Genomic DNA, 481 nt, shown 5'->3' on the forward strand with positions numbered 1-481 from the left:
TAATAAACTCGTAGGAAAACGAACCCAACACGCTGCCTTGTTGTTTCGTTATTTCCGAATTGAACTTTTGGAATAGGTCGCCCTGCTTGATATTCTTGAAACTGACCTATGAGATAATCCATGTATGAAGTCTGCGCTTGGTTTATAACCAAATTAAATTCATCGGGAGTAATGTAGCCGTTTTGATTCTTGGCTACAATAAACTGTATTAATTGATAAACTTCGTTGACGTTCATTTAGCATGAATTACAGACCAAATATAAGTAATTTATAAAAAAATACCCCACAATTTTTTGTAGGGTATTTTCATTTTCAGCATTTTATTTTTTAAGCTATTTGAGTAGCCAATTTCAGTTCATTAAGGAACTCTCTACCCTCTGCTGTATTAGAGGATGCAAGTTCTACAAGTGAATCAATCGGCTTTTGGTGTGGCATAATTGAACAGATAAACTTACCCGTTGCCCAATATGCTTTATTTCTT

1 protein-coding gene is annotated in these 481 nt (G+C 34.5%); it reads right to left on the reverse strand.

Annotated features, from left to right (window positions below; genetic code table 11):
• A partial coding sequence (locus tag AWU74_RS12935; RefSeq protein ID WP_238580263.1) for a hypothetical protein occupies nt 1-236 on the reverse strand: 236 nt, incomplete at its 3' end.
• Nucleotides 237-481 lie beyond the last annotated feature (245 nt).

The sequence above is a fragment of the Treponema endosymbiont of Eucomonympha sp. genome, from assembly GCF_001028545.1.